The organism is Comamonas thiooxydans, from assembly GCF_000964545.1.
GTDB lineage: Bacteria > Pseudomonadota > Gammaproteobacteria > Burkholderiales > Burkholderiaceae_C > Comamonas > Comamonas thiooxydans.
The window spans coordinates 54,154-73,325 of sequence record NZ_BBVD01000005.1; the positions used below are offsets into that span (position 1 = coordinate 54,154).

General features: G+C 61.5%; 17 protein-coding genes. 10 read left to right on the forward strand and 7 right to left on the reverse strand.

Annotation, left to right across the window (positions count from 1 at the left end):
* Positions 1-9 precede the first annotated feature (9 nt).
* From Cth01_RS07850 to Cth01_RS07860, 3 genes are all read left to right on the forward strand, one after another.
* Positions 10-720, forward strand: a complete 711-nt coding sequence (locus tag Cth01_RS07850; protein ID WP_004340917.1) for a protein-L-isoaspartate O-methyltransferase family protein — start codon at positions 10-12, stop codon at positions 718-720.
* Positions 721-837: 117 nt separating this feature from the next.
* Positions 838-1,185 (forward strand): rhodanese-like domain-containing protein, encoded by a 348-nt coding sequence (locus Cth01_RS07855; protein ID WP_034355938.1) that lies wholly within the window; start codon positions 838-840, stop codon positions 1,183-1,185.
* Positions 1,186-1,268: 83 nt separating this feature from the next.
* Complete coding sequence (locus Cth01_RS07860) at positions 1,269-2,735, forward strand: TolC family outer membrane protein (protein WP_045838897.1); 1,467 nt, start codon at positions 1,269-1,271, stop codon at positions 2,733-2,735.
* Positions 2,736-2,816: 81 nt separating this feature from the next.
* On the opposite strand, the gene Cth01_RS07865 is transcribed toward Cth01_RS07860, so the two are convergent.
* From Cth01_RS07865 to Cth01_RS07880, 4 genes are all read right to left on the reverse strand, one after another.
* Positions 2,817-4,121 (reverse strand): 3-deoxy-D-manno-octulosonic acid transferase, encoded by a 1,305-nt coding sequence (locus Cth01_RS07865; RefSeq protein ID WP_045838898.1) that lies wholly within the window; start codon positions 4,119-4,121, stop codon positions 2,817-2,819.
* An 18-nt stretch (positions 4,122-4,139) separates the two neighbouring features.
* Complete coding sequence (locus Cth01_RS07870; protein WP_045838899.1) at positions 4,140-5,528, reverse strand: phosphomannomutase/phosphoglucomutase; 1,389 nt, start codon at positions 5,526-5,528, stop codon at positions 4,140-4,142.
* Positions 5,529-5,771: 243 nt separating this feature from the next.
* Positions 5,772-7,664 carry a propionate--CoA ligase gene (locus Cth01_RS07875; protein ID WP_045839126.1) on the reverse strand — a complete coding sequence of 631 codons (1,893 nt, stop codon included), beginning with the start codon at positions 7,662-7,664 and terminating at the stop codon, positions 5,772-5,774.
* A gap of 352 nt (positions 7,665-8,016) precedes the next feature.
* Complete coding sequence (locus tag Cth01_RS07880; RefSeq protein WP_045838900.1) at positions 8,017-8,619, reverse strand: isochorismatase family protein; 603 nt, start codon at positions 8,617-8,619, stop codon at positions 8,017-8,019.
* A gap of 374 nt (positions 8,620-8,993) precedes the next feature.
* Here Cth01_RS07880 and Cth01_RS07885 point away from each other — a divergent pair, with 374 nt between their 5' ends.
* The 6 genes from Cth01_RS07885 (at position 8,994) to Cth01_RS07910 (ending at position 14,147) form a co-directional block, all read left to right on the forward strand.
* Positions 8,994-9,620, forward strand: coding sequence for a C40 family peptidase (locus Cth01_RS07885; RefSeq protein WP_034349623.1), 627 nt, complete (start codon positions 8,994-8,996; stop codon positions 9,618-9,620).
* 197 nt (positions 9,621-9,817) lie between these two features.
* The gene (locus Cth01_RS07890) at positions 9,818-10,069 is read left to right on the forward strand and encodes a GlsB/YeaQ/YmgE family stress response membrane protein (protein WP_034355925.1); all 252 of its coding nucleotides are present in this window, start codon (positions 9,818-9,820) and stop codon (positions 10,067-10,069) included.
* Positions 10,070-10,135: 66 nt separating this feature from the next.
* Positions 10,136-10,741, forward strand: a complete 606-nt coding sequence (locus Cth01_RS07895; protein WP_034384151.1) for a hypothetical protein — start codon at positions 10,136-10,138, stop codon at positions 10,739-10,741.
* A gap of 30 nt (positions 10,742-10,771) precedes the next feature.
* Positions 10,772-11,260: an EVE domain-containing protein gene (locus Cth01_RS07900; protein ID WP_034355920.1), complete on the forward strand. Its 489-nt coding sequence runs from the start codon at positions 10,772-10,774 to the stop codon at positions 11,258-11,260.
* Between the two features lie 288 nt (positions 11,261-11,548).
* On the forward strand, positions 11,549-12,961 hold the full coding sequence (locus Cth01_RS07905) for an APC family permease (protein WP_034355917.1): 1,413 nt from the start codon (positions 11,549-11,551) through the stop codon (positions 12,959-12,961).
* A 115-nt stretch (positions 12,962-13,076) separates the two neighbouring features.
* Positions 13,077-14,147: an FUSC family protein gene (locus Cth01_RS07910; RefSeq protein WP_233425129.1), complete on the forward strand. Its 1,071-nt coding sequence runs from the start codon at positions 13,077-13,079 to the stop codon at positions 14,145-14,147.
* Between the two features lie 48 nt (positions 14,148-14,195).
* Here the strand turns inward: Cth01_RS07910 and Cth01_RS07915 are convergent, their stop codons facing one another.
* Together Cth01_RS07915 and Cth01_RS07920 are read right to left on the reverse strand one after the other, a co-directional pair.
* A complete protein-coding gene (locus Cth01_RS07915) occupies positions 14,196-15,950 on the reverse strand; it encodes an amidohydrolase (RefSeq protein WP_045839127.1) in 1,755 nt (584 codons plus the stop codon).
* 166 nt (positions 15,951-16,116) lie between these two features.
* Complete coding sequence (locus Cth01_RS07920) at positions 16,117-17,331, reverse strand: MFS transporter (RefSeq protein ID WP_045839128.1); 1,215 nt, start codon at positions 17,329-17,331, stop codon at positions 16,117-16,119.
* Positions 17,332-17,508: 177 nt separating this feature from the next.
* Between Cth01_RS07920 and Cth01_RS07925 the strand changes: the two genes are divergently transcribed.
* Positions 17,509-18,216: a hypothetical protein gene (locus Cth01_RS07925; RefSeq protein WP_045838901.1), complete on the forward strand. Its 708-nt coding sequence runs from the start codon at positions 17,509-17,511 to the stop codon at positions 18,214-18,216.
* A gap of 33 nt (positions 18,217-18,249) precedes the next feature.
* On the opposite strand, the gene Cth01_RS07930 is transcribed toward Cth01_RS07925, so the two are convergent.
* Complete coding sequence (locus Cth01_RS07930; RefSeq protein ID WP_174447039.1) at positions 18,250-19,104, reverse strand: aldo/keto reductase; 855 nt, start codon at positions 19,102-19,104, stop codon at positions 18,250-18,252.
* Positions 19,105-19,172: the final 68 nt, after the last annotated feature.

The window sequence follows — 19,172 nt, forward strand, 5'->3', positions numbered from 1 at the left end:
GGAGATACCATGGCCCTGCCAATGAATGCCCAAGTGGACCCGCGCGATGTGCACGCGCAGGCTCGTTTCAACATGATCGAACAGCAAATCCGTCCCTGGAATGTGCTGGACGAGTCCGTGCTGGAGCTGATGGGCAAGGTCCACCGTGAAGACTATGTGTCGCCCGAATACGCGAACATGGCCTATATGGACATTGAAGTCCCCCTGAAGGGCACGGCCGAAGAAGCTGCCGCCAAAGGCTGGCACATGCTGGCACCCAAGATCGAAGCGCGCATGCTTCAAGACGTGAAGATCAAGCCCACCGACCGCGTGCTCGAGATCGGCACCGGCTCCGGCTATATGGCAGCCCTGCTGGCCGCCCAGGCCAAGGAAGTCGTGACACTGGAGATCGACCCCGAACTGGCCGAGATGGCCCGTGAGAATCTGCTCAGCGCCGGCGTCAAGAATGTCGAAGTCAAGCTGGCCAACGGTGCCACCGCTTCCCTGGCTCAGGGCGCGTTTGACGTGATCGTGCTCAGCGGCTCGGTGGCTCAGGTTCCCGATGCCCTTTACGCCCAGCTCAACGAAGGCGGCCGCATTGCCGCCATCGTCGGTCACATGCCCGTGATGCGCTTCACACTGGTGACCAAGAACGGCAACAATTTCGAAGTCCAGCAACCCTGGGATACTGCTGCCACCCGCCTTGTGGGTTTTGAAGAGCCTTCGCGCTTCTCGTTCTAAACGCTTGTTGCGTTCGCCCTGCTTTCTGCGCTGCGACTCGGCAGTGCAGCGATCAGGGCCTGTCTTTCAGTGTCAGGGTTGGCCCGCAGATTCGTCGGCCAGCCGCCAGGAGTTTTTATGTTGACCCAGGTCTTGCCCGCCCAATTCCAGCAATGGCTGGCTTCTCATGCCGCGAATGGCGTCAGGCCCGTGGTACTGGATGTGCGCGAACCCTGGGAAGTCACCCTGGCCAGCATTCAGCCCGGCGAAGGCTTCGAGCTGCGCTGCATTCCCATGCACGATATTCCCGGCCGCCTGCAGGAGCTGGACCCCGACCACCCCGTCGCCTGCCTGTGCCACCATGGCGCCCGCAGCATGAGCGTGGCTGCGTTTCTGCTCAACAACGGCTTTGAGGACGTCAGCAACATCACCGGCGGCATTGACGCCTGGTCGCTCAGCGCCGACCCGGGCGTGCCTCGTTATTGAAAGATTGCCGGGCCTATTGCTCGGCCAATCCAGAGCTTTGTTGAGTTTTCTGTTGTGATCGAGACCGCCCAACCCTGACATTTATGACCAAGCTGCCCAGGCCTCTGCAAGCCCCCTCCGCACACGCGCTGCGTGCCATTTCCTTGGGAGTTTTGCTGGCATGGGCCGGCACTCAGACACAGGCCCAGACCTTGTCGGAGCTGGTGGCTCAGGCCCGCGGCTATGACGCTTCATGGCAGGCCCAGCAAGCCGATGCGAGAGCTGCGGCCAGCCGCGCCGACCAGGCCCTGTCCGGGCTGCTACCCAATGTGGGTCTGTCGGCGGGTGCCAACCGCACCCATGTGGACATTCACACCTCGGTGCCCGTGCCCGGCATGACCAGCAGCTTCAATAGCACGCAGCAGAACGTGCAGCTCAGCGCCCAGCAGCCGCTGTACCGTCCTGCCAACAAGATTGCCTACGAGCAGGGGCAGCACGGCGTGGATGTGGCCCAGGCTCAGCTGGATGCGGCTGCACAGAACCTGATCGTGCGTGTGTCCCAGGCTTATTTCGATGTGCTGGCGGCCCAGGACAGCGTGCAGGTGGCCCAGTCGCAAAAGCAGGCCATCAGCACCCAGCTCGAGATGGCCAAGCGCAATTTCGAAGTTGGCACAGCCACCATCACCGATTCACGCGAAGCCCAGTCACGCTTCGATCTGGTCACGGCCCAGGAAATCGCTGCGCAAAATGACCTGCAGGTCAAGCGCGTAGCCCTGGATCAGCTCGTGGGCCGCGTCGGCATTCAGCCTACGCCGTTGGCCGCGCCGCTGACCCTGCCCAAGGTGACGCCCGACAATATGCAAGACTGGGTGGACAAGGCTTTGGCCGCCCAGCCCCAGTTGCGCCAGGCCCAGCTGGCCCTGGACATCGCCAGGCTCGACACGCAGAAGGCCGAAGCCGGCCACAAGCCTACCGTGGACCTGCAGGCGGGTTATGTGGTCAACCGTTATCCCAACGGCTCCATGACTCCATCCATTCCCCTGAGCTATCGCACCAACGCTGCCCAGATCGGCGTGGTCATGAACATGCCGCTGTTTGCGGGCTTTGCCGTGCAGAACCGCATCCGGGAAACCGTGGCGCTGGAGGAAAAAGCCCGCGCCCAGCTCGACGATGCTCGCCGCAACGTGGAGCAGGCTACGCGCACCGCCTTCCTCGGCGTGCAGTCAGGCCAGGCTCAGGTCAAGGCGCTGGAAGCGGCCCTCGCCTCCAGCCAGAGTGCGCTGGAGGCCAACAAAATGGGTTATGAGGTGGGCGTGCGCATCAATATCGATGTGCTCAATGCCCAGAGTCAGGTCTACCAGACCGAGCGCGATCTGGCCAATGCGCGCTACCAGGTGCTGCTAGGCCAGCTCAAGCTGCGCCAGTCCGCAGGCGTGCTCAGTGACGATGATCTGCGCATGATCGACGCACTGACACGCACGCCCGACATAGCCCCTGCTGCCACAGCCAGGCCAGCCGTCACAAGCAGCCTGGCTGCCGCAAAGCCCGCAGCAAGAACGCCTAAGCGTTAAGACCGCTCGAGAAGCAGGCTCTCAGGGTTTAACATCATATCGGCCTCAAACCCTTTCCTACAGGTCGCCATACGCTCCTGATCAAGGAGCATTCATCAACGCTTGAATCGCCTCGGCCGTGGCCGCGGCCGCGCCGCGATTGCCCTGCACCATCTGGCGGCAGCTTTGTACGGCAGCCTGCAGACGATCCGGCTTGGCCACCAGGTCCAAGGCCTGACACAAGCCCGCTCCCATATTTTCCACACCCAGGGCTGCTCCGGCATGCAGCGCCTGCTCGGACGCCTGGCTGAAATTGAAGGTATGCGGCCCCAGTATCACCGGGCAATCACAGGCCAGCGCCTCGATCAGGTTCTGCCCGCCCAGCGGCGCAAAGCTTCCCCCCATCAGGGCCGCCGCTGCCAAGCCGTAATACAGGGGCATCTCGCCCAGCGAGTCTCCAAGCCAGATCGCGCCGGACTGCACGGGAGGCCTCTGCCCCCACTGGCTGCGCCGCGAAACAGCAAAGCCCGCCTTGCCCAGCAAGCTCGCCACCTCGTCAAAGCGCTGAGGGTGACGCGGAACGACCAGCCATTGCACCGCCGCTGCAGCATCGCCCAGGGCCTTGAGCGCATCGATGAACATCGCTTCCTCGCCCTCGCGGCTGCTGGCAAACAGCAGTACGGGGCGTGCCAGTTCTGCGCGCCATTGGCCTGCCCGGGCGATCTGGGCAGTATCGGGCTGCACATCGAATTTGAGATTGCCCAGCACCGCATCCACGCTGGCTCCTACATTGCGCAGGCGCTTGGCATCGGTCTCGGTCTGCGCCCAGACGGCAGCCAGTGCGGCGTACGCTGGGCGAGACAGAGGCCTGACTCTCAAGGCACCGGCTTCGGATTTCTCGTTCAGACGTGCATTGGCCAGGGCCAGAGGAATGCCTGTGTTGGCACAGGCCGCAATCAGATTGGGCCAGATCTCGGTTTCCATCAGCACGCCCACGGCAGGCTGAAACTGAGCGACAAAACGCCTGGTGGCGCCCAGGGAGTCCCAGGGCAGCCAGACCTGCACATCGCCCGGGTGCAACAGCTTTGCCCCCTCCTCTCGCCCGGTCGCAGTGCTGTGCGTCAACAGCAGACGCATCGCAGGCATGCGCTCGCGCAAGGCCTTGATCAGAATGGCGGCAGCCCGGGTCTCGCCCAGCGACACCGAATGAATCCACACCCAACGGCCGCGTCCGTCGCGCCCCAGATCTGCAGGCTGATAATGGCCAAAGCGCTCCGGCACGGCCACGCCGTAGCCCGGCTCGGCGAGCGCTCTGCGTCGCAGCTTGCGCCGCAGCAGAGGCTGCACCGCCCAGGCCAGTGCGCTGAACAGCGCACGGGGAAAGCTCATGGGAGCCGATCTGGCCATGCTTGAGCGCTGCTGCTATCAGTGCGCAGAAGCGCCCACCTGGGCGTCGGGCTTGACGCGCTTGAGCAAGGCCAGCATCTGCGCTTCTATGCGCTGCAAGGCTTGCTGTGTATGGCCTTCAAAGCGCAGCACCAGCACCGGCGTGGTGTTGCTGGCGCGGATCAGGCCGAAGCCGTCGGCCCAGTCCACGCGCAGGCCGTCAATGGTGCTGACCCGGGCAGGTTCGGCAAACTCCGTGGCAGCGAGCGCCTGCAGCTCGGCCGCCAGACGATGGGGCTCGCCTTCGGCACAGGCCACATTGAGTTCGGGCGTGGAGAAGCTGGTGGGCAATGCGTTGAGCACTGCGCTGGAGTCGGTTTCGCGGCTGACGATTTCGAGCAGACGGCAGCCGGCATAGGCGCCATCGTCAAAGCCGTACCAGCGCTCCTTGAAGAAGATATGGCCGCTCATCTCGCCGCCCAGCGGCGCGCCCAGCTCCTTCATGCGAGCCTTGACCAGCGAATGGCCGGTCTTGTACATCACGGCCTTGCCGCCTGCAGCCTCGATCTCGGGGGCCAGACGCTGGGTGCACTTGACGTCGAACACGATGGAGCCGCCGGGCACACGCGAAAGCACATCCTTGGCGAACAGCATCATCTGACGGTCGGGGAAGATGTTCTGGCCGTCCTTGGTCACAATGCCCAGGCGGTCGCCGTCACCGTCAAAGGCCAGACCCAGCTCGGCATCGCTGGTCTGCAGGGCCTGGATCACATCGCGCAGGTTCTCGGGCTTGCTGGGGTCTGGATGATGATTGGGGAAGTTGCCGTCGACTTCAGAGAACAGCTCAATCACCTCGCAGCCCAGCTGCCGGAAGATGGCGGGCGCCGACGCACCGGCCACGCCGTTACCGCAGTCCACCACAATCTTCATGGGCCGCGCCAGCTTCACGTCGCCCACGATGCGGGCGGTGTAATCGGCCAGCACATCAGCACGGCTGATCTGTCCGGCACCAGTAATCGTCCAGTCCTCGGTTTCCATGCGTGCGCGCAGGGCCTGGATTTCCTCGCCATAAATGGCGCGGCCTGCCAGCACCATCTTGAAGCCGTTGTAATCCTTGGGGTTGTGGCTGCCCGTCACCTGAATGCCGCTGGTGCACAAGGTCGCGGCCGCAAAGTACAGCATGGGCGTGGTGGCCAGGCCGATGTCGATCACATTCACGCCCACATCGGTCAGGCCCTGCATCAATGCCTCCGACAGCGCGGGACCCGACAGACGTCCATCACGGCCCACCGCTACGGTTTTTTCGCCGGCTACCAGCGCTGCCATACCGAATGCGCGGCCTATGCCACGGGCGACTTCTTCAGTCAGTGTCGACGGCACGATGCCGCGAATGTCATAGGCCTTGAAGATGGAGGATGCAATTTGCACAACAGCTCTTTCTCGAAGTTTTTCAATTCCATAGCGCCAGGCAGCGGACTGCGCGCGCGATCGGGCGATTTTAGGCTGCAAACAGCAAGGCCTGCGCCTTGATGGTCGCAGGCCTTGTATTCAAATGTCCCCTGAGTCGCTTCGAGTCTTCCCTGAGGGGACGACGGACTTTGCTGCGGGGCGGCCCTTGCCTGGACTGTGGTGATTTGGAGAGCCATCACCACAGGCTCCGGCTTGCTGAAGTTACAAGCGTTGCTGGACCTGAGCCAGGGCCGCAGGATCTTCCATGGTGCTCAGATCACCAGGGTCACGACCTTCGGCCACGGCCTGCAGGGCCCGGCGCAGCAGCTTGCCGCTGCGCGTCTTGGGCAGAGCCGTGACGAAAATCACGCGAGACGGACGCGCAACCGCACCCAGACGCGAGTCGACCAGCTTCATCACATCGGCCTCCAGGGCCTTGCTGGACACCTCATCTGCCACCAAGGCCGCATCGCGCACCACGGCAAAGGCCAGCGCAGCCTGGCCCTTGAGATTGTCGGCAACGCCAACCACGGCCACTTCGGCAATCTGGGCATGGGCAGAGATGCTCTCCTCGATCTCGCGCGTGCCCAGGCGATGGCCCGCCACATTGATCACATCGTCGGTACGGCCGAGGATGAAGTAGTAGCCGTCCTCGTCGCGAATGCCCCAGTCGAAGGTGCTGTAGATCAGCCGACCCGGAATGCTCTTCCAGTAAGTGTTGACAAAGCGGTTGTCGTCACGCCAGACCGTCTGCATGCAACCGGGCGGCAGCGGACCTTCAATCGCCAGCACGCCCTTCTGATTCGCCTGGGTCAGCTCCTCGCCGCTGGCGTCATCGATGAGCTTGACGTTGTAGCCATAGACAGCCCGGCCCGGACTGCCAAAACGCGTGGCCTGCTTTTGCACGCCGTTGCACAGCGTCATGATGGGCCAGCCGGTCTCGGTCTGCCAGTAGTTGTCGATGATGGGCTTGTTGATGGCCTGGCTGATCCAGGTCGCCGTGGGCTCGTCAAGCGGCTCGCCGGCCAGCCACAGGGCCTTGAGGCTTGAGATGTCGTAGCGCTTGAGGTAATCAGCATCATGCTTTTTGAGCACGCGAATCGCCGTCGGCGCCGAGAACATGTGCGTGACCTTGTATTTTTCGACAATGCTCCACCAGATGCCCACATCTGGGTTGACCGGCAGGCCTTCGTACATCACCGTGGCCATGCCCGCAATCAACGGCGCATAGATGATGTAGCTATGACCCACGACCCAGCCGATGTCGCTGGTGCAAAAGAAGGTCTGTCCGGCCTGGGCATCGAAGATATGCGGCATGCTGGCCGCCAGCGCCACGGTATAGCCGCCCGTATCGCGCTGCACGCCCTTGGGCTTGCCTGTGGTGCCGCTGGTATAGAGGGTGTAGCTGGGATGGGTTGACTCCACCCAGACGCAATCCACCTGTGCATTCATGTGCCGGGCGCGCAAGGCCGACCAGTCATGGTCGCGACCTGCCTTCATGGGCATTTCAGCCAGCCCGCGGTTGACCATCAGCACGGCAGCGGGCTGGTGGCTGGATTGCCTGAGCGCTTCATCCAGCAAAGGCTTGTAAGCCACGACACGGCCGCCACGCGAGCCCGCATCGGCGCTGATGATGACCTTGGGTTCGGCATCATCGATGCGCGACGCCAGTGCGCCAGAGGCAAAGCCACCGAACACCACGGAGTGAATGGCGCCCAGACGCACGCAGGCCAGCATGGCAAAGCAGGCCTCGGCAACCATGGGCATATAGATCTGCACGCGGTCGCCTTTTTGCACACCCAGCGACTGCAACACGGCGGCCATGCGATTGACCTCCGCATGCAGCTCGCGATAGCTATAGACCTTCTCGGTCTGGGTTTCGGTGGAAATGGCGATCAACGCGTTCTGATCGCCGCGCTCTGCCAGATGGCGGTCAATGGCGTTATGGCAAAGATTGGTGGTGCCGCCCACAAACCATTTGGCGAATGGCGGGTTGCTGTAGTCACAAATCTGCTGCGGCTTCTGCTGCCAATCGATCAGGCCGGCCTGCTCCGCCCAGAAGCCGTCGCGGTCATGAATGGAACGCTGATAAAAATCTTCGAAACGCGTGGTCATGAATATGTCTCCTTGACTCTCCGTCTTTTGCAGAGAGTTTTCTGAATTCATAATTATTCATAACGCGCTTGCCAAAAACTGACAGCACTTGACTATCGCATCAACGCCGCATCAGAGCACCGGCCCAAGCACGTTCAGTTCCTGGGTCCTCCTTGAAACCATCTTCTAGGATATCGTGTCCGCCGTGCCATAGGGTATGCTGACTCCTCGGTGGACACCCCATGGATACCATCTGCAAGCCAGGCAGCGATTCCTGGGATCTGAGCGCCACTGAATGGAAATGTGGCGATCAGCGCGCAGCCAAAAGAAAAAGCGCCCAGAAGGCGCTTATTTCCTGAATAGCTGCAAGCGATTACTTGACCAGAGCCAGCATCTCCTTGAAGGCAGGGTCTTCGCAGGTGCGCAGCCACTCGAACATCACCATCTCGGTGGTCACCAGTTCGGCGCCGGCGCCCGCCAGACGGTCAAACGCTGCATCGCGGTTACGCTCGGTGCGCGAGCCGCAAGCATCAGTCACCACCCACACATCGAACTCGTCTTCCAGCAGCTCCAGCGCCGTCTGCAACAGACAGACATGGGTTTCGCAGCCGCCAATCACCACCATATTGCGCTCGGGCGCCTGCTGCTGGGGCTTTTGCAGATGCTTGGGCAGGCTGCGCGCATTGCCGCCCTGCGGCTTGGCGGGAGGACGCAGCCATTCACCCAGCCCCTCAGGCACGGCGCTGAAATACATTTTCTCCAGCGTCTTCTGGCACAGCGCCTTCAGTTCCGCATTATTGGCGCCAAGGCGCGAGGGGTTCTGCTCAGTTCCCCAGACAGGCACATCCAGCAGCTGCGCCATCTTGGCCAGCTTGACGGCATTGGCCAGCGCTTGCGCGCCTTCGTGAATGACAGGCATCAGCTTGTCCTGGTAGTCCACCAGAACCAGTTGCGACTCGGAAGCTTCTAACAACATGGCAAATCTTTCTTAAAACCGTGTCAAGCCACTGCTAAAAAGCGCAGCGCTTGCGCAGGACAGGCGCGCGGCACGCTGAGGAAGCGTGTCGCATCGGCTGCAATCGATGGCGCTATTGTCGCTGCAAGCGCATGCCGGGGTAGAAAGTCCGTCAATGCAACGCCTCTCGCATGTCAATACCATGAATTGCTGCATTCCCGACCCGCATTCACCAGAATGGGGAAATCACTTACTGCAATACGCTGCAAATTTGAGAGCAGCTCACGCAATAAGCTTATGCCCGCAGCTCACTTGCTGTGCTGCATCAAAAACCAAGAGAAAAAATTGGAAATAGAGCCCCCATCCTACAAATGAACGTGTTACCCTCACGCCCCATGTCCCGATGGCTTATTGCACTTCTATTTGTCGGCGTTACCTCAGCGCACGCAGCGCCTAGCGAGCAGCGTGACGACGACATGGCCCAGTTGCTGGTCAACCGCGGCCTCATCACCCAGTTGCGTGAAGCTCGACACTCCGTGGCCGAGAAGACGACTGATTTCGTGCGCGAAGCACGTCAGAACGTGGCCGAAAAAACCTCCGATCTGGTGGTGACGGCCATGGGCTTCCTTGGCGTTCCCTATCGCCTGGGCGGCACCAATGCAGAAACCGGCTTCGACTGCAGCGGTTTTGTGCGGGCCATCTACTCCCAGACCATGGGCAAGGTTCTGCCTCGCGTCTCTGCCGAACAGGCCAATGCCACTCAGCAGATCGACCGCAGCGACCTCAAGCCCGGTGATCTGGTGTTCTTCAATACCATGCGCCGCACATTCAGCCATGTGGGTATCTACGTGGGTGATGGCAAATTCATCCACGCACCGCGCACCGGTGCCAGCGTACGTGTGGAAAGCATGCAGACCTCCTACTGGGCTCGCCGCTTCGACGGTGCCCGCCGCGTCGAAGGTGCTGACGCTTCGGCAACCACGGCTGCTGCATATAGCGCCCTGGGTCCATTGCAGCCTTGATTTTGAATCAGAGCTCGACCAAAACGCCTGCTTTCTGCAGGCGTTTTTGTTTTTTCCTTGAGCCCTGATGTAGCCCATGCCGCCGCATGTCTTCATGCAAGAACCACGCTCGCGCCGACATTCAGAATCGTCCGACAGAGTCGATCTGCCGGGCCGCGTAGAGTCACTTTCGTCAAAGCACCAACAGGGAACAGAATATGTCCATCATCGGAACCATCATCATCGGTCTTATCGTCGGTTTGATTGCACGGGCCATCAAGCCCGGCAATGACAGCATGGGCTGGATCATGACGATTCTTCTCGGTATCGTCGGCTCGTTTGTAGCTACCTATCTGGGCTCGGCCATGGGCTGGTACCAGCCCGGGCAAACCGCAGGCTGGATCGCATCGGTCATTGGGGCCGTGATTCTTTTGTTTATTTATGGCATGGTGCGCGGTAAGGCCAACTGAATCTGAATTCCGACCAAAAGGGGCCGACAAGCCCCTTTTTCTATTTCCGTCATCTCCTTATCGAATATGTGGAAAAAAGACCCGAGCTTCAGAAACCTTAGTGCGACCAGAGCGGAGCGCAAAGACATTGCCCAAGCCGCTGAGCGGGCCCGCAAACTACTGAGAAGACGGGCACTCGTCAGCGCTGCCGCCAGTGCCATTCCCATACCCGGTCTGGACTGGGCTGCTGATGCCGCCCTGCTCGCACAACTCTATCCGCGCATCAACCAGGAGTTCGGGTTGACGCCAGAGCAACTCGACCAACTCACGCCAGGAAAGCGCGAGCAAGTCCAGAAAGCCATCGCCATGGTTGGCTCCGTGCTGATCGGCAAGTTCATCACCCGCGACGTAGTGCTGCGCCTCGGCAAAACCCTGGGTTTGCGCATGAGCACCAAGCAGGCCGCCAGATATGTGCCGCTACTGGGCCAGCTCGCAGCTGCATCCATAGGCTACGCGACTCTGCGCTATCTGGGCGAGCGCCATATTCAGGACTGTATGCGGGTGGTGGAAGAAGCCGAGCTGGACATTCCGGGCCGCTGGCTGGACACCCGAAATCTGCTGCAACGCAATAGCGATCTGGTGCGCAATTGGCAGCAGGATCGCGGTCCCTGGCAGCGAGACCGTGATGACTGAGACAGCAACCTCCTCACCGACAATGCACCCATGAACGACAGCAGCCTCCAAGCCCATCGTTACTGGCTCATGAAGAACGAGCCTGACGAGTACTCCATCGACCATGCTCTGGCGTCCCCCGAGCAGACCATTGCCTGGAATGGCGTGCGCAATTACCAGGCACGCAATTTCATGCGTGACGATATGCAGGTGGGTGACGGTGTGCTGTACTGGCATTCCAGTTGCGCCGAACCTGGGATTTACGGCATTGCCCGCATTGCCGGCAATCTGCGTGTGGACCCTTCACAGTTCGACCCTGCAGACCCCTATTACGATCCCAAGTCCCAGACCGACAAACCGCGCTGGCTTATGCTGGATGTGCAGGCCTTGAAAAAGATCCGCCCCCTGCTGATGCCAGAGCTGCGCGAGCAACCTCAACTGGCGCAGATGCGCGTGCTGCAAAAAGGTAATCGTCTCTCCATTACCCCGGTGACCGAAGCCGAATGGCAATGCATTCAGTCTCTGCTGCAAGGGAGTTGAGGCTGAACATGTGCATGCTCTTCCAGTCATAGCAAGCTGTGCTGATACCGCCTTGAATTTAATGAGATTTTCATCATAAGCAACCTCGACAGTAACAAAAGCCGATAATGCCGGCTTTTCGCTGCTGCCCGACCCGAGGTTCAGCGGAACCCAAGAACGGCGCCCTGCTTCGGGGTGCGCCCAAACCATTGACAACACGGTGGCTGCCAGCCGGGGACTCGTCGCCCGCTGCCTTGCCACGCGCAGGCCGGCACAGGTTTTGTGCCGGCTCTCTTGTTCTTGTAGAAGATGACTGCACTGACCGATCACCCAGCCCAGGCGGCCTCGCCCCCTGCTCCTGCCGGCCTGCAAAAGACTCTGCTGCTATGGCATGTGGTCATCATCGGCCTGGCCTATATCCAGCCGATGACATTGCTGGACACTTTCGGCATGGTCTCGCGAGATTCGCTGCAGCATGTGCCCACCTCCTACTTTGTTGCCTTGCTGGCCGTGCTGCTGACCTCGCTGAGCTACGGCCACATGATCCGGCGCTACCCCTCCTCGGGCTCGGCTTATACCTATGCGCAAAAGGCCATTCACCCCAACGTGGGCTTCATGGTGGGCTGGTCGTCGTTGCTGGACTATCTGCTCTCGCCCATGGTCAATATCCTGCTGGCCAAGATCTATCTGACATCCATGTTCCCCGAGGTCAACCACTGGGTCTGGATCGTCGGCCTGACCGCGCTGATGGTTTGCGTGAACCTGCGCGGCATTCGCTTCGTCGCCCATTTCAATGGCTTGATCGTCTTCTTCCAGCTGCTCGTCATCGCCGTCTTCACCTGCATGGTCTGGCGCGATCTGCATGCGGGCCGCAATGCCCTGGGTGCGATTGCCGGGCACGGTGGTCAGGGCCTGTGGACACTGTCGCCCTTCTGGAGCGCCCAGGCCGAGATCGGTGCGTTGATTACGGGAGCCACCATTCTCTGTTTTTCGTTCACAGGCTTTGACTCGCTGAGTTCACTGGCCGAAGAGACCCACGACACCCGAAGCACCCTGCCCAAGGCCATTTTTCTGACGGCGCTGATTTCCGGCCTGATCTTCATCGTGGCCACGTATTTCCTGCAGCTCTATTTCCCTGGCGACCCCGGTCAGTACTTCGAGGCCGTGGACGAAACCCAGCCCGAGATACTCTATCTGGTGGGCGGTGCGCTGTTCAAGTCAGTGGTGCTGTCCTTTGCCATCGTCACCGTCATGGCCTCCGGCATCGCGGCTCACGCTGGTGTATCGCGCCTGATGTATGTGATGGGCCGCGACGGCGTGATCCACCAGCGCTTCTTCGGCCATATCAGCCCCAGGTCCTTCACGCCTTCCTACAACATTCTGCTGGTGGGCGCGGTAGCGCTGACCGCTGGCTTTCTGAGTCTGGAATATGTGGTCGCCCTGATCAGTTTCGGCGCACTGACGGCTTTCAGTTTTGTCAATCTGTCGGTGCTGGCCGAATATATGTGGCGCCAGGGCCGCTGGCACAGCCCGGGCGACCTGCTGCGCTATCTTGTCACCCCGGTGCTGGGCTTCATGAGCGTAGGCGCCATGTGGCTGGAGGTGGAGCCCAGCTCGCTGAGCTCGGGCCTCATCTGGGGCAGCATCGGCCTTGCCTATCTGGCCATCATCACCAGTGGCTTTCGCAAGGCCCCGCCCCAGTACGACGACTCGGCAGACTGATCCGCCGAGCTGCATTTCCGGGTGACGTGGCGTATTTCCCACAGGACAATCTCGCTAAGCCCTCTAACATCCTTGAATCAGAGTCTGATTGACGGCCATGCCAAGGAGTTTGAGATTGCGCTGGAGCACCCCCTTCATGCTGGCCTGGCGCCGTGCCAAGACCACTTTTCCATCGCGAGCCAGGCTGGCCCTGCGTGATGCGATTGCCGCCGCACTGGCCAGCATGCTGGCCTGGGTCATCGCCCAGCAGCTTTGGGGCCACCCCAAGCCCGCCTTCGCCGTGGTCACCGCCGTGATCTGCCTCGCCCCTGGACTGCCCAGCCATCTGAAACAGGCGCGCAGTCTGCTCATAGGCTGCACACTGGGCATCGTGATCGGCGATCTGCTGTGGCAGTTGCCCGAGCAGCATCTGTTGCTGCGCATGAGTCTGGGCGCATTTCTCTCCATCCTGCTCGGTGCCATCATCGGCCCCGCGCCCGTGGTGCCGATTCAAGCAGGGGTCTCGGTGATTCTGGTGCTGGTGCTCGGCCCCAGCATGGCGGGCGGAGCCCGTCTGCTGGACGTCACGGTCGGCGCTGCGGTCGGGCTTATCTTCAGCCAGGTGCTGCTGACCTCCAACCCCATCAAGGATATGGGCCGGGCCGCCTCGATCTTTCTCAAACAGCTTGCCAACGGTCTGGATCTGATCCTTGGGGCCTGCCAGCAGCAAAAAGCCGATGCAGCCGAAACCGCTCTCGGCCAGCTATCACTGGCCCATGAATCGCTGGCCGCCCTGCGCGCCGCCGTAGGCCAGGCCCATTCCTCGCGCCGCTGGACCCTGCGCGGACGGCTCAATGCAGAGCGGCTGGCTTTTGTCACCCGTCGCTATGACCGACACGCCGTGCGCGTCTATGCCACGGCTCTACTGCTGGCCGAAAGTCTGAATCGTGCCACCGCCCACACCGGAATGCCACCGCCTGCGGCAATAGCGGAATACTGTCGCTGGCTGACGCATGCCTGTCTGGATCTGGCCAACCAGCCAACCGTGGTCGCACTCAGGGCCGATGATCCACTTGCGACCATGGATAGCTGCCCTGCATCACCTGCACTAACGGAAGTACTGCAGCCCGAATGGCTGCTGGTGCATGAGAACGCCCAGCAACTGGAGCGTGCGCTGCGCGCCCTTATCGGCTCGCGCGATGCGTGAAAAACATTCACCCAAACGCATACCTATCAATCGCAAGTGGCTCTCAAATCAGAAGTTTGCCCCATCGCGCTTGTAAACCGTGCGCCCTTCCTTGATGGTCTCCAGCACCTGGAGGCTGGCAAGCTGATGAGGCTCCACAGTCAGCGGGTTGCCCGAAAGCACGACCAGATCGGCCAGCTTGCCGACCTCGATGGAGCCCTTTCGGTCTTCCTCGAAATGCTGGTAGGCCGACCAGATGGTCTGCGCCTTGAGCGCCACCCAGGGCGAGACGCGATGCTCGGGCCCCAGCACGCGGCCCGAGCGCGTGGTTCGATTGACCGTGGCATCGAGCACACGCATCGACGACGGCAGAGCGACAGGCGCATCGTGGTGAGAGGTGAACACCATGCCCTCGGCCAGCACCCAGCCTGTCGGCGAGATGTTCTGCGCGCGAGGATCGCCGAGCACCGAATCATGGTGCCAATCGCCCCAGTAAAAGGTATGCATGGGAAACAGCGACGGGAAAATGCCCAGCTCCTTGAGCTGGCTCACTTGGTCGCGCCGCAGCGTCTGTCCATGGATCAGCACCGGGCGCACGGCACGCGCCTGCTCCACGGAGCCGCTGGCACGCACGGCAGCGATGAACTGGTCGATCGCCGCGTCGCCGTTGCCATGTACCAGAATCTGCCAGCCGTTGTGGATGGCCCTGGCCACCTGCTCATTGGCCCTGGCATCGCTGAGCACCCCATAGCCACGGTAGCCAGCCTTCTGGCCATCTGGCGGCAACAGATAGGGCTCGGTCAGCCAGGCTGTCTTGCCCTGGGGCGAGCCATCAAGCGTGAGCTTGACACCGCCAATGCGAAAGCGATTGGTATAGTTCCGGCTGAACTTGAGCTTGTTGGCCAGCGCGCCATCACCCAACTGCAATATGTCGGGATAGGACACCACGTCGATGACCAGCCGACGCGACTCGGCAGCCGCCATGGCCGAGGCGATCGCGCCTGCGTCGGAGCGCCCGTCCTGCACAGTGGTGTAGCCGAACTCCAGATAGAGCTGCTGGGCTTTTTCCAGCCAGTCCATGGACTGCTCCAGAGTGAGTTTGGGCATGATCCGGCCCAGGGTGTGGAAGAAGGCGTTCTCCTCCAGCACCCCGTTGGGCACCGGGCTGCCGGCCCGACGACGAATCACTCCGCCTTCGGGGTTGGGTGTGCCCGGACCAATGCCGGCACGGGCCAGGGCCGCGGAATTGAGTGCGCCGAAATGCCCTGACTGATGAATCACGGCAATCGGCAAATCACGCGAAACGGCATCGAGGTCGTCGCGTGTGGGATGACGCCGCTCCTGGAGCTGGGAATCGTCATAGCCAAAACCGAGCACGATGCCCAGTTGTTTGACCTCGGGCGAGGACTGGATGTACTCGCGCAGCGTCTGCTGCAAGTCGGCGATAGAGGCATTGCCGCCGTCGGGCGGAGGCAGCAGATTGGCCGAAATGGCCTGCAGTCCCACGCCGCCGATATGGCTGTGCGGATCCACAAAGCCCGGAATCAGCGTGCGCCCCTGCAAGTCCAGCATGCGCGTGGCCGGACCGCGCAAGGCCTCCAGCTCCGGCAGTGAGCCGATGGCAGCAATCACTCCGGCATTCACCGCCACAGCTTCCACCTGGGGCTGGGCGTCGTTCATGGTGAGAATCGGGCCGCCGTAATAGATCAGCTCGGCGGGCTTGACCACCGTCTTGGTACGACGCGAAGCACAGCCCGCGAGCCAGGGCGTTGATGACAATGCCGTCAGCGAAGCTGCGGTGGCGAGAAACTGGCGCTTTTGCATCATGAACCTCCACAAGACTGCAGCCTAACCGCAGTTCAGACTCGAATCATGCTTGGGCTGGCAATTGAGCCCTCTGCGCCAGCTCAAAACAACACACCAAATCGAGCTACAGCACTTTCCCACCAAGAACTGCAAGCTCACGAATACAGAGCATCACTCCCAAATCTCAGGCCCTGAGGCTGCTCCAGCAACGGCCCACTCCCAGCGCCAGCAACCAGCCCAGCACGCACATGCTGCCTGTCACCATCCACGTAAACTGCCAACCGCCCATCTGCATGGCCACGGCCGCCACCAGCGGCGGACCCACAAACTGCCCAACGCAAGACCATTGCTGCATGAAACCCACGGTGGTTGACACCGTGGCCTGGCTGGGCGCCAGATGCATGGCCGTTGTGAACAAGGTGGCCGGTATCAGGCCGCCCGTCGCTGAGAACAGTGCAACGGCCACGAAGCGCAGCCACAGCGGTGCCAAGGGCTCGCCGCCGATCTGCACATAGGCCAGCAGCGCCGTCAGCCCCATCAGCACATAGCCGGTCTGCAGGCAGCGCGCGGGACTCCAGCCCCGATGCAACAACCTGCCTGCGGCCACATTGCCCAGCATATTGCTGGCGGCGACCACGGCAGTCAGCAGGCCGGCCAGCTTGGCACTAAGTCCGGCCTCAGAATAGAGCGTGGGCAGAAAGCCGACAATGCCCATCCACTGACCCGAATACACCATAAAGCCCAGCGACACCAGCCAGGGGCAGGGGCTGCGCAATGTGAGCGCCAGACGCGGACGCCATCCTTCATCGGCAGTGGCTGCTACCGCTGCAGTGGCATCCGCAGGCACCATGCGCCAAACGGCATAGGCAGCCAAGGCGGAGGTACAACCCAGCGCAAGCCACCAGGCCTGCCAACTGGTCGCCTGCAGCACCCAAGGCCCAAGCAGCAAGCCCATGGCGCTGCCAATGGGCATATAGGAACCCCACCAGCCCATTCGCGCCCCCAGCTCTGACGGCTTGACGCTGCGACGAATCAGCCCTGGAGCAGGCATGGCGACCAGCAAGAATCCCAGACCTTCCAGAGCGCGCAGCGCCAGCAACCAGGCAAAGCCCGTGGCCGCAGCGCCCACCATGCTGGACAGTGCCATCAATAACAGCCCCATCAGCAAGCTGCGACGCAGACCCCATTTGTCGGCGCCCAGGCCCACCACCAGGCCCAGCACCATGCCCGCCACCTGAACGGTGGAAAGCAGAAATCCGGCCTGCACCAGGGACACGCCCAGTTGCTGCTGCAGCAGGGGCACGGCGGGCGGCAGCTTGCCCACATGCAGCGAGGCACTGACGCCGGCTGCGACGATGATCCATGAGGGGTTCAGACCCCGGTTAGTCACAGGCTCCACCACGTTGTCTCTTTTTCTCAGCTAGGTGATATGTCAACTATCTAGCATATGGCAAAACGCGAGACCGATTGACAAGCTTTGCTGCAAGCGCTGCCGGAGCATGCCACTCTCGCCCTGCTCGCGTAAAAATTGTGCAAACTCGCTTTCATGGCCGACGACTCCGTTTGAAAGAACTCCATGCGCTCTTCGCTTGATTTCAGCTCCTGGACCTCCTTGCTCTCCACTGTGCTGGGCCTGTTGCTGGTGACCTGCCTGATGATGGGCATTCGCCTGTTGTTCATGCAGACCGTGCAAAAACGACGCGAGCGTGAGAACCGGCAGATCAACGAACGACTCAAGACCTTGATCGCCGCCTACAAAACGTTGGGCAGCTCGTTCACCGGCACGCTGAGCGTGAGCCCTCTGCATCTGCGCGAGCTCAGGCAAAACGATGAGACGCCGCCGCAACCGCCAGCCGGAGCTAGCCTGAACGAGCGCCGGCGTCGTATCCGGGATGCCGTGGAAGCCGCGATGTCCGACATCATCCTGCTGGGTACCGAGGAGCAGGTGGAACTGGCGGCCCGGGCCGCCCGGGATATGGTGGCCGGTCGACCTATCGAGACCGCCGCGCTGGTCACCTCGCTGCGCGGCTTTATCCGCGACGCTCTGGATCTTGAACCCATTCCCTCGCATCTCCAGATACCGTCCCAGGGCCCGGCAAGGCCGAATACCGGGGGAGCCGGAGGGAATCGCAAGGCCGGTGAAGCTCAGGGTTCGGGCGGTCGCAGTGGCGCAGGCGCTCAGGGCACAGGCATGGGAGCGGGAGGCCTGGGGCTGGGCGCCGGACTGGGTTCAGGTCTGAGCACTGGTACGGGCAGCGAGGATCTCACGGACCGTCGCTCATGACACCGCCTCGCCCAAACCTCAGGCCCTTCTTGCTCAGAGAATGTCCAGCGGCTGCTTGAAGCGCGGCGGGGGCGAGGCAGCGTCGATCAGCGCAAGCTCCTCCGGGCCGAGCTTGAGCTGCAGTGCACGGGCGTTGTCTCGGATATGGTCTTCGGAGCCGCTCTCGGGAATCGCCAGCACTTTGCCGCTGCGCAGAGCCCAGGCCAGAGCCACCACACTGGCACTGACACCATGGCGATCACCGATTTCAGCCAGCAGGCTGTGCTCAATCAGCTCTCCATGTCCTAGCGGGCAATAAGCCATCACGGTCACGCCATTCTTCTGGCACCAGGGCAGCAAGTCATATTCGATGCCGCGGCTGAAAACGTTGTAGAGCACCTGATTGACCACGCAGTTGCGTCCGCCCGGAACTTGCCACAGCTCCTGCATATCGTCAGTGTCGAAGTTGGAAACGCCCCAATGACGAATCTTGCCCTGCGTCTTCAGGTCCTCAAACGCGGCTACCGTCTCGGCCAGCGGCGTATTTCCGCGCCAGTGGAGCAGATAGAGGTCGATACAGTCCACTCCCAGCTTATGGGCGCTGGCCTCGAACGCACGCACCACTCCCTTGCGGCTGGCATGTATGGGTAGCACCTTGCTGACCAGAAAAGGCCGGGACCGACTTGGCGGCCAGTCACGCAGCACATCGCCAATCAGTTCTTCGGAAAGGCCGTCGCCATACATCTCGGCGGTGTCGATCACGCTCAAGCCGATTTGCAATCCGGTGAGCAAGGCCGCTTTCTCCTCGTCCCAGCTACGCCGCCCCTGGCCAAGGTGCCAGCTGCCCAAGCCCAGATTGGCATGTCCCTGTAAGAAAGATATGGCACTGTGCATATGATCGATCTCCATGAAAAATCTTTAAAACATGCTTTTTGTCCGATATTACTGACGCTTTGAGCTATCGATCCTGCTAATTT